Raw genomic sequence first — 10,363 nt, forward strand, 5'->3', positions numbered from 1 at the left:
TGTATCCTGAGGATTTGTTTCCATGCGTAATCCGGGTATGATGGCCTCACAACGGAGGAGATGAGCAACGTTGAGTAGTGTTTCCGAATTACTGGGGCTGGTTTCCGATGACCTGGCCCGGGTCGAGGTTAAAATGCTGGCCACCGATGAGGTGTTCCGGCCGTTGGCGAGTGCTGTCAATCTTTTACTGGACAGCGGTGGTAAGCGGATTCGTCCTGCCCTGGCGGTGATGACCAGCCGACTATACGCAAATGTAGATAACGAGAAGGTGATTTGCCTGGCTGCCGCCCTTGAGATGCTCCATTCCGCCACGCTGGTCCATGATGACGTCATCGACGGTGCGCTGGTACGGCGAGGCAGTCCGACGTTGAACGCGTCGTGGACGTTGGGAGCTACCATTTTGGCAGGTGACTTCGTATTTGCCCGGGCGGCTTCTCTTGCTTCGGACACAGACAGCGTGCGGGTCATGAAGATATTTTCCCAGACCTTGCTGACCATCTGCGAGGGAGAGATTCGCCAGCTTTATGCCATCGGCGACTGGAATCAGCCGAAGGCAGCTTACTACGAGCGCATCTACGGCAAGACGGCAGCGCTCTTTGCAGCAGCCACCGAGTCTGCCGCCGTTCTGGTCTCGGCGCCGGAGGAGGAAATCTCTGCTCTTCGCGAGTTTGGCTACAACATCGGTATGGCCTTTCAGATCATGGACGATCTCCTGGACTTTGTCGGCGACCAGCAGGTTATCGGCAAACCGGTAGGAAACGATCTTCGCCAGGGCACGGTGACACTGCCGGTGTTTCATTTCTTGCAGGTTCACCCGGAGGCAATTGAGATCATCGAAGCCACCAGTAACGGTCATTCATCCACCGATTCGTTGACTCAACTGATTGCAGATATCGGAGATTCCTCTGCGATCGAGGCGACCCGTCAGGAAGCCGTTGATTTTGTTGAAAAGGCCAAGACGATCCTGGCTCAATGGCCCGATGGTCCCTATCGCAGCGCTATGCTGCAGCTTTCCGATTATGTCGTCGCCCGCTCTCTGTGATGGACCCAGCCAATCGCCGGTCTTCATCCGGCTCGCCAAGCCACGCAGACCTGTCGATTATCATCGTCAGCTGGAATGTGTGCGACCTGCTTCGTCGCTGCCTGGACTCGCTTCTTGGCAGCGACGATTTGTTTGTGGGGGAAAGATCGGAAGCGGGAACCTGGCAGGCTGAGGTTATCGTTGTGGACAATGCCTCTGACGATCAGACGGTGGAGGTGTTACACCGGGACTATCTCTGGGTGCGGGTAGTGGCCAATATGGAGAATCGGGGATTTACCCGGGCCAACAACCAAGGCCTTGAGGCCAGCAGCGGTCGCTACGTCCTTTTTCTTAATCCGGATACAGAGGTGGCACCATCCACGATTGGGCGCCTGTTGCACTATGCCGAAACCCACCCCGAGGTAGGCATCATTGGGCCTCAACTGCGCTATGGAGATGGCAGCATTCAATCCTCGCGCCGCCGCTTTCCGTCCCTGTCAACCTATTTTCTTGAGAGCACTATTCTACAGCGCTGGTGGCCTCGAAACAAGGTGCTGCAACGATACTACATGCTGGATCGACCTGACGATGCCATCAGCCAGGTTGATTGGATCGTCGGCGCCTGCATGTTGGTTCGGCGGCAGGTTCTCGACGCCATCGGCGGTTTTGACGAGGGCTTTTTTATGTACTCCGAGGAACTGGATCTTTGCCGCAGAGCCGTCGATGCAGGCTGGCAGGTGGTCTACTTTCCCGAAGCGGTGCTGACGCATTATGAGGGCAAGTCGAGCGAACAAATTGCTGCTGCCCGCAATATTCACTTCTATTCCTCCCGTGTCCGTTACGTGCAAAAGTATCATGGCTCAGGCGCGGCTGCCCTGGTTCGTGGATTTTTGCTGGGGACCTTTGCCTTTCAGTGGTCCGAGGAAGCCGCCAAATGCCTTGTCGGGCGATTCGTGCCGGGCCAGCGGGCCAAACTTCCCATGAGGCGGGAACGGATGGCAGCCTATGCCCGGGTGTTACGGTCCGGATTGCGTCCTGTCCCGGTCAAGGGAACTTGACGCGAGAAATCATCCTGTTGTAGACTGACTTCGTTCCCGGCTGGCTGATAGTTCATAAAGGATCGGGCTGTGCGAGTTCTCTTCATTTCCGGTGAATATCCTCCTATGCAGGGAGGTGTAGGCGACTATACCTGGGCACTGGGCACTGCGCTCTCGGGCCTGGGTGTTGAGGTGCACGTGCTCTCCAGTATGGAATCCGGGCCTGCTCATCTTGTTCCCCGGGGTGTTGCCGACGTATACCCTGAGATCGAGAGCTGGGGTTGGAGCCTTTCCGGGGAAACCCGCCGACTGGTTCAGGAGATTGAGCCTGACGTCGTTCACATCCAGTATCAGTCTGCTGCCTACGGTCTGCATCCCGCCATCAATCTGTTGCCGCGCCGCATTCACGGGACTTCTTCGCCTCCTCAAGTCGCCGTGACGTTCCACGATCTGCGGGTGCCCTATCTTTTTCCCAAGGCGGGGCCTCTCCGGTGGCGGGCAAACATGGAACTGGCCCGTAACAGCGATCTGGTCGTGGTAACCAACGCCGAGGACCGGCTGCGCCTTGAACAGCAGGCGGACCTGCTGGACAGGCTGTACGAGATACCCATCGGAGCCAACATCCAACCGGAGCCACCTGCCTCGTTCGACCGTGAGCAGCAGCGAGCCAAATGGGATGTCGCTCAGGATGACTTACTTCTGTGCTATTTTGGCTTCCTCAATGTCTCCAAGGGAGGAGAAGAGTTGGTTGGGGCCCTGAAACACCTGGTAGCTGATGGAGTCCCGGCGCAACTTCTGATGATCGGTGGACAGGTCGGATCGAGCGACCCAACGAATCTGGCCTATCTGGAGCGGGTTGAAAAGTTGATTTCCGACGAAGGCCTGGCAGAGCGAGTCCATTGGACCGGTTTCGTTGCCGCTGAAGAGGTCTCTGCCAGTTTCCTTGCTTCTGACATTGCGATGCTTCCCTATCGGGACGGCGCCAGTTTTCGTCGTGGCAGCCTGATGGCGGCTCTGGTCCACGAGTTGTCGATTGTGAGTACCGAACCTGCTGTTCCGGTGGCTGAGATGGTTCAAGGGGAGAATATCTGGTTGGTACCGCCTCAGGACTCTCAGGCTCTCGCCAGGGCTGCGGAGCATTTGTGGAACGATCCTGAGCTCCGCCAACGTCTTAGCGTAGGTGCTAACCGGCTGGCGGGTCAATTCACCTGGGATGCCATTGCTCGTCGGCATCTTGAGGTCTACCGTGAGCTTTTCTAGGAGCGACTCTCCCGAACCGGGCAATTCAAAGACTTGGCAGGAACGAATATCTGGGGGACTTCGGATTCACAGAGGTGCTGTTCTTGTTGGCATCGTTTTTTTGATGCTTAGCTTTTACTACAACCTCACTGTTCCACTATGGGAATCGGATAACGAGTGGGCGCACTACAGCTACGTTCGCCACATCGTGACAAACCGGCAACTGCCCGCTCCCGATACGCTGGTCGAGGTGGCGCCTAGTGGGGATACCTGTCAAGTCATTGAAGAAAACCGCGTCCGCAATTCCCAATTCAGGCAACCTCCCCTTTACTATGCGTTAGGGGCATTGGCCATTTCCTGGGTGGATGTGGACGAAGAACTGCCCTGGGTGGCCAATCCCCATTTGTTTACGCAGGGAGCCCGGGCAGGGCATAACGCGGCAATCCATACTGCTGCTGAGTCGTTCCCCTATTCGGAAACGACCCTGGCAGTGCACATTCTACGCTTCTTCTCGGGCCTTATCGGGTTGAGTGGCCTGGTGGCGACCTATCTGACAGGTCTGCTGGTTTTTTCCAAACAGCGTACCCTGGCGCTGGCCATGATGGCGGTGAACGCTTTCATTCCGCAATATGTCTTTTCGTCAGCGGTTATCAACAACGATATTCTTGTGGGTGCATTGGGCGCCTGGTGTGTGTTCTTCTGTGTCTACGCGGTACTGAAGGATTCCAGTCCTCTGATTCTGATGCTGGCAGCCGCGATGGCTGGGCTGGCGGTCCTCGCCAAGTACACGGCCCTTCCGCTGATACCGCTGGTGGCCGTCGCGTTGCTGGTGAGACTACGGCAAGCCAGGGCCCGCGGATGGCAGCATGCTGTCACCTATGCCTGGCAAGTTGGCCTGATGATCGGATTGGCGGCCATTCCCCTCCTGCTGTGGTTTCTGCGCAACAAACTTCTTTACGATCAGATCATTGTCGACTATCCACCGCTGGCCGGTTTTCTGGCAGATGGGCAGGCGTGGCTGGTTGCCGGGCCTGATGGCGGCTGGTTGCTGGATCCGGTACGCGCCGGTGAATTTTCCTTCATGACCTTCTGGGGGCTTTTCGGCAACGACACGATCGCTCTGCCCCCGCCGATTCTATACCTGCTTGCTGCCGTCTGTCTCTTTGCCCTGGTTGGCGCAATCGTCACAATTTTCGACAAACATCAACCCATGGATCGGCGCATACTCGTGTTGGCGGCGATCCTCTTCGTTCTGGAAGCCTGGTTGTTCAGCGCGCTCAAATCGGTGGGCACCTCGGAACCGCGAGGCCGGTATCTCATGTCGGTATTCTCAACGATCAGCTTCTTGCTGGTGCTGGGAACCCATCGTCTCCTGCCCAATCGCATCAAAAAACCAGGCGTGGCGGCCCTTTGCGTTGCTCTGCTGGTCCTGACTATACTGGTGCCACCGTTGCTGTTGAAGCCACTCTACGCGACACCTGTCCTGGAAGGTTCGCCAGGTCTGCGGGCCAGCGAAGAACCGGTCTATGTTAAATTTGGTGATTTCGCTGAATTGCTGGGTTATCAGATAGACTCCGATCGTTTGGACGTGTTTGAGAAACTCAACGTAACTCTTGTGTGGCGCGCCCTGGAAGAGACTCCCAATAACTATACCGTGGGCCTGCACCTGTTGGATGGTGCCAACCGGTCCCACGGCTGGTTGGCGACCTATCCCGGACGCGGTAACTTTGCCACATCACTGTGGCGGCCAGGCGACGTATTCCGCGATACGTATGAGCTTTATCTGGAGCCGTCGGCTACAGAATATCTGCCAAGTCTCGGGCGCGTCAAGATATCCATGTTTTGTTATAATGCCCTCGATCCTGAAGAGTACGATTTATTGCCGGTCAGTGCTCCCGGTGCAAAACCGATAGGGGATGCTGTATACGTCGGCAGATTGCGGCTGGCTGATAGCATGGTAGATGAACCGATCGCAGGAAGGGAGTCACTGGCTTCCTTTGACGAAAGCATTGATCTGGAATCGGTTTCGCTATCTGATGAGACATTGGTCCCGGGGGAAGACCTGTTGATTGACCTGGTGTGGCGCGCGACCGGTGAAACGGGCCGGGACTATACCTTGTTCGCCCATCTTGTCGATCTGCAGGGGACGCAGGTGGCGGGCAACGATCAGCCCTTGACCGATTCGTATTTTCCCAGCGGGCTTTGGCAGGCAGGCGACAGGGTGACTCACAACCATCGCGTGACGCTGCCTCGGTTGTTGCCTGCCGGTCCATATGAAATCCGTATCGGTTTGTACGACCCGCAATCGGGCGTGCGATTGCCGGTTCAGGAAGCGGAAGGTGAACAACTACAGAACAGTGAGTTGATTCTCCGAAAATACGATGTTACGACCCGTTACCTTTTTTTTCCCAAGGTGCAGGTACCTTAGCCGTCATGACAAAATGGAACCGTCGGGACTGGGCGATTCTGCTGGGGATCACCGCTCTGGCTGCTGCGTTGCGCTTTATTGGATTGGGTCGCGTTCCGCCCGGTTTTCAGTTCGATGAGGCCTACAACGCCCTGGATGCCGCACGGGTAATGGCTGGAGACCGCCCGTTGTTTTTGCCGACCAATGGCGGGCGTGAAGTGTTTTACACCTATCTCCAGGTGGCGCTGGCCTCGGTCCTGGGTCTCAATCTCCATACCTTGCGCCTGACCTCTGCGCTTGCCGGTATCCTGGCGGCCCCCTCGGCCTATCTGCTGTTACGCGGTCTGTTGACCCTGAAGAGTCGTCAGATTGCCGCATTTACCAGCCTGGTTCTGGCCATTAGTTTTTGGCATCTTCATTTCAGTCACTACGCAATCAGGATCATACTCATGCCGGTCATCTTCAGCGGCGTCGTGGGTTTCTTCTGGTATGCAACCCGGGTGGGACGGGTCTGGCCATATCTGTTGAGTGGCGTACTGGCGGGGATTGGTGTCTGGAATAATCCTACCGGGCGTCTGATTCCCCTGGTTCTGCTCGGGTACGTGCTTTGGCTCCTCTGGCAGCATCCAGACCAGCGTACCCTGCGCTGGCCCAGCCCTGTGACCGGGCTGCTCTTGACCGGATTGACCTCGTTTGTGGTCTTTTTGCCGTTGGGACTCGAATTCTATCGTCATCCCGAGTTCTTTTTTGGGCACCCGGATCAAGTATCGGTTTTCGCTGACAGGGTTTCCGGTGGTTCTCCGGTTGTGGCTCTCCTGGAGAACGCTGTCCGGGTAACGGGCATGTTCAGTATTCAGGGCGATCGGGAATGGATTCACAACCTGGGTGGACGCCCCCTGTTCGACCCGCTGCTATCAATCGCATTTTGGATCGGGATCGCCGTCTGGCTATTGCGTCTGAGCCGGCGAGATGATGTCGACCGTGATGCCCTGTTTTTCCTGCTGCTTTGGTCGGTCGTAATGTTGTTGCCTTCGGTGTTCAGCGACGCGGCACCCAACTTCTCGCGCACGTTGCCGGCCTTACCGGCGCTGTTCGTGGCCGCGGGTTTGGGCTTGACATGGATTCTCACATTCGTTAGCGGGCGGTGGTCACCTCTGGCGGGACGTATTCTGGTGTCCGGTGTTCTGGTGATCAGTGGGGTATGGGCCGCCATTGATTACTTCGTTCGTTTCCCCCGGGCAATCGAGTCATACTATGCCTACGATGTGGACAAGCTGGATGCTCTTGCATATCTGAAGCCGCTGACCGCCGACAATCAGGTTTATCTTTCGCAGCTTTGGGCAGAACATGCTACGCTGGAATTTCTCCGCGGGGAGACGGGGATCAAGTCGCTGGATACCAGCGACACCATTGTCCTGCCGCCGCCTGATCGTGCTGCCCTCTATGCCTTTCCGGCCGAACAGGCTGACCGGGCAACAGCCATTCAGAAACGGTGGCCATCCGCTGACCTGCAGACGATTCAGGATCGTCACGGAAATCCGTTGTTGGTGACCGTTGGGTTCGATGCCGCCGATGCTGCCGCTGAAACGAGCACCGGATTACCAATTGCACGTTTTCAGCAGGGGCCATCCCTTGTTGACATGGCATTCGATCCGGATGCCGCCAAGGTTGTGTTGACGTGGGAAGCGGAGCAGTCTATGGATCGCAGTCTCACGAGCTTCGTGCACCTGGTAGATGCTTCAGGTCGACGGGTTGGCCAGATCGACAAGACTCCTGGCAATGGCAGCTATCCCACCAGCGTCTGGACACCCGGAGAGCGGGTCATCGAAACCTACCGAATCGATCTGGATGTCTGTGCGGGCGGTCAAGAAGCTGGGGTGGTAACCGGTTGGTACCAATACTCGGACGAAGACGGGGTCAGGCGTTTGGCGCGGTCTGACGGGGTAGGCGACACGGCATTGGCAGGTCATGTTCAGTTGCCCATCTCGTCGTTCGGCAGTGATCACATCACGCTGGCAAATATGTTACGTGAGCCGGTTAGCGAAGGACTAATGTTAACGGGGTTCCAGTTGACCGGAGCTGAATTGCAGCCTGGCGCACCGTTCACCTTGGATCTGGCCTGGGAGGGCGATCCCGATTCGGGAACCGAATCGATGGCTATTTACCTGATCGATAGCGGAAAAGACAATCAACTTCTGTGGCAGGAGTCACTGCTGCCGCCAGATGCCCGCTGGTGGCCTGGTGAGGTGATCTGCCGCCGTCTAAACATGCGCCTTCCTGAGGAAACTGGGCCCGGTCGGTACCAGTTGATCGTTGATGTGGCTGGCAACTCGGTACCCCTGACCGAATTGGCCATTCAACCTTCGAGCCGACTTTTTTCCGTGCCCCCCCTGTCAAATCGTACAGATGCCGTCATTGGAGATCGGTTCACCCTTCTCGGTTACGATATTTCCTTGCCAGAACCAGATCAACCGGCTATGGTGACGCTGGTCTGGCGAGCTGAGGTGCCAACGGAGAAGAGCTATACGGTATTCGTGCATTTGGTCGATTCCGAAGACCAGATTGTGGCTCAGAGCGACGCCATTCCCGGGCAGGGGTACTCAACCAATCATTGGATCAACGGCGAGGTAGTTTTGGATGCCCACCCGCTGGTCCTTCCCGATGAATTGCCATCAGGTGCTTATCGGCTGCTGGCAGGCATGTACGATTCCGTCGAGGGTGAGCGATTGCCTGCATGGGATGCGCACGGCAACGCCCTTCAGGATGGTATCATTGTTCTTGAACAGTTGAATCTGCCCTGAGGTCATGGCTTGAGCAAAAAATGGGCTGCTCGATGCAATTGCATCTTGCTGGCAAAAAGTGGTCGACAACAGTGTTTGGGTGTAAAATCATTGCAGATACGCTACCTGGGATTGCACACCTGGAATTCAGAGCAATTACGGAAGTGTAACATTCAGGCCTTCTGCAACGTGAGTGCTGGATTATTGAGCCGATGACAGCCAATCTCGTTTCGAGCGTTCAACAGCTGATATTTCACCCAAACCAACGGGTCAACCAGGCTACTATGGTGATTCTGTTGTTGGTTGGTGCGTTGTTGGTCGCGATCTACGTGGCAGTTCTCGGCCCTTTGCTCGCTTTGGCCAGCGGCGTTGCATTTGTTGGTGCCTATCTGGTATTGCGCAGCACTCGCTGGGGGCTCGCCGCGGTCATTCTCGTGGCTTGCCTGCTACCCTTCGCTGCCCTTCCCTTCCGCCTGGGCTTCAAACCGACCTTGCTTGATGTTGCGCTTGCGGCGCTCGTGTTTGTCTGGGGAGCCAGTCTGTTGACCGGACGGGAGAGACGTTTCGTTGGCTCGCCCATGGGATTGCCGGTGGCGATTTTCCTGCTGCTGGCGCTCTTTGCTTTCGCGTTGGGTACCACCCATGCCCGGCCAAGCATCACAACAATGCGACGGTTTGCCGAGATTGCCCTGGGAATCCTCCTGTTCTTTGTGGTGATCAATGTTATCCGTGATGAGACTGACCTGGAATGGGTCGGACGGGCATTGATGCTCGCCGGGGCTGGCGCGGCGCTGATCGGTATCCTGTTTTATCTCTTTCCGCAGGATTGGACGGTTCGCATCCTCAACGCGTTGGGTCGTTTTGATTATCCGGGCGGCTTCGGCGCCTTACGGTTTATCGAGGATGATCCCAATAATCCTATGCGAGCTATTGGCACAGCCATCGACCCGAATACCTTTGGAGGTATGCTGATTCTCTTTGCCGGCCTGACTGCTGCCCAATTGTTTGCTGACCGTCCCCTGTTTCCGCGCTGGCTGGTGGCGACTATGCTGGGACTCGATGTGTTGTGCCTCTACCTGACTTACTCGCGCAGCGCAATGGTTGGCCTGGCTGTTGCTCTCACCTTCATCGCGCTTTTCCGATACCGAAAGCTGTTGATATTGGCGGTATTGGCTTTACTCCTGCTGCTTTTACTGCCGGCAACCCAGGCCTATGTGGCTCGATTCGTCGAAGGTATTCAGGGACAGGATCTGGCAACTCAGATGCGGTTTGGAGAATACAAGGACGCGCTGAGACTCATCTCTCGCTATCCTCTGTTTGGCGTTGGTTTCAGCGGTACCCCGGATATCGATCTCTATATCGGTGTCAGCAGTGTTTATCTACTCATGGCGGAGGAGATGGGGGTGATTGGGTTATTGGCATTCATCGCTGCGATGGCGGTTTTTTTCATTCTTTTCTGGCGCACTTTTCGAACGGGCATCATTGATGACCGGCGGGAGGCCTTGCTGTTGGGCGTTGCCGGGGCTTTGGCGGGTGCACTCACAAGCGGTTGGCTGGATCATTATCTCTTTAACCTTGCTTATCCTCACATGACCAGTCTTTTCTGGATTATTGTGGGCCTGGGAATGGCTGCCATGCTTATCGAACAACAGGAGAGAGGCAGAGCTTCATCACCCTCTGGTGAGGTGCTTATCCGACCCTCAAGCCTGTCATCTTCACTGATGTCACGCAGGTAATGGCTGGCCCGCGGACGGCTTCCAGAAGACGGCGGACGACAGACGGCAGACCGCAGCCAGAGGACGGAAGCGGCGGTCCTTGGTCGGGTGGTCGGCGGTCTTCCGACGGCAGACTGCAGCCAGAGGACGGAAGCGGCGGTCCT

At 56.5% G+C, this 10,363-nt stretch carries 6 protein-coding genes; all 6 read left to right on the forward strand.

Annotated features, from left to right (window positions below; all coding sequences use genetic code 11):
• The first annotated feature begins 70 nt into the window (after window positions 1-70).
• Entirely contained in the window at window positions 71-1,042 is a 972-nt protein-coding gene (locus U9R25_16565) for a polyprenyl synthetase family protein (GenBank protein MEA3337513.1), read from the forward strand.
• Window positions 1,042-2,079, forward strand: coding sequence for a glycosyltransferase family 2 protein (locus tag U9R25_16570; GenBank protein MEA3337514.1), 1,038 nt, complete (start codon window positions 1,042-1,044; stop codon window positions 2,077-2,079). The genes U9R25_16565 and U9R25_16570 overlap by 1 nt, the downstream gene beginning before the upstream one ends.
• Before the next feature lie 69 nt (window positions 2,080-2,148).
• Window positions 2,149-3,318 carry a glycosyltransferase family 4 protein gene (locus U9R25_16575; GenBank protein MEA3337515.1) on the forward strand — a complete coding sequence of 390 codons (1,170 nt, stop codon included), beginning with the start codon at window positions 2,149-2,151 and terminating at the stop codon, window positions 3,316-3,318.
• A 103-nt stretch (window positions 3,319-3,421) separates the two neighbouring features.
• Window positions 3,422-5,725, forward strand: coding sequence for a glycosyltransferase family 39 protein (locus U9R25_16580; GenBank protein MEA3337516.1), 2,304 nt, complete (start codon window positions 3,422-3,424; stop codon window positions 5,723-5,725).
• Between the two features lie 5 nt (window positions 5,726-5,730).
• Window positions 5,731-8,505 (forward strand): phospholipid carrier-dependent glycosyltransferase, encoded by a 2,775-nt coding sequence (locus U9R25_16585; GenBank protein ID MEA3337517.1) that lies wholly within the window; start codon window positions 5,731-5,733, stop codon window positions 8,503-8,505.
• 191 nt (window positions 8,506-8,696) lie between these two features.
• A complete protein-coding gene (locus U9R25_16590; protein MEA3337518.1) occupies window positions 8,697-10,220 on the forward strand; it encodes an O-antigen ligase family protein in 1,524 nt (507 codons plus the stop codon).
• The last annotated feature ends 143 nt before the right edge of the window (window positions 10,221-10,363 follow it).

The organism is Chloroflexota bacterium (assembly GCA_034717495.1).
Classification (GTDB): Bacteria; Chloroflexota; Anaerolineae; order JAAEKA01; family JAAEKA01; genus JAYELL01.

Excerpts from the sequence above, each read along its gene's own strand:
- U9R25_16570 (MEA3337514.1), top strand. The coding sequence starts at position 1,042 with ATGGACCCAGCCAATCGCCGGTCTTCATCCGGCTCGCCAAGCCACGCA.
- U9R25_16580 (MEA3337516.1), top strand. The coding sequence starts at position 3,422 with ATGCTTAGCTTTTACTACAACCTCACTGTTCCACTATGGGAATCGGAT.
- U9R25_16585 (MEA3337517.1), top strand. The coding sequence starts at position 5,731 with ATGACAAAATGGAACCGTCGGGACTGGGCGATTCTGCTGGGGATCACC.
- U9R25_16590 (MEA3337518.1), top strand. The coding sequence starts at position 8,697 with ATGACAGCCAATCTCGTTTCGAGCGTTCAACAGCTGATATTTCACCCA.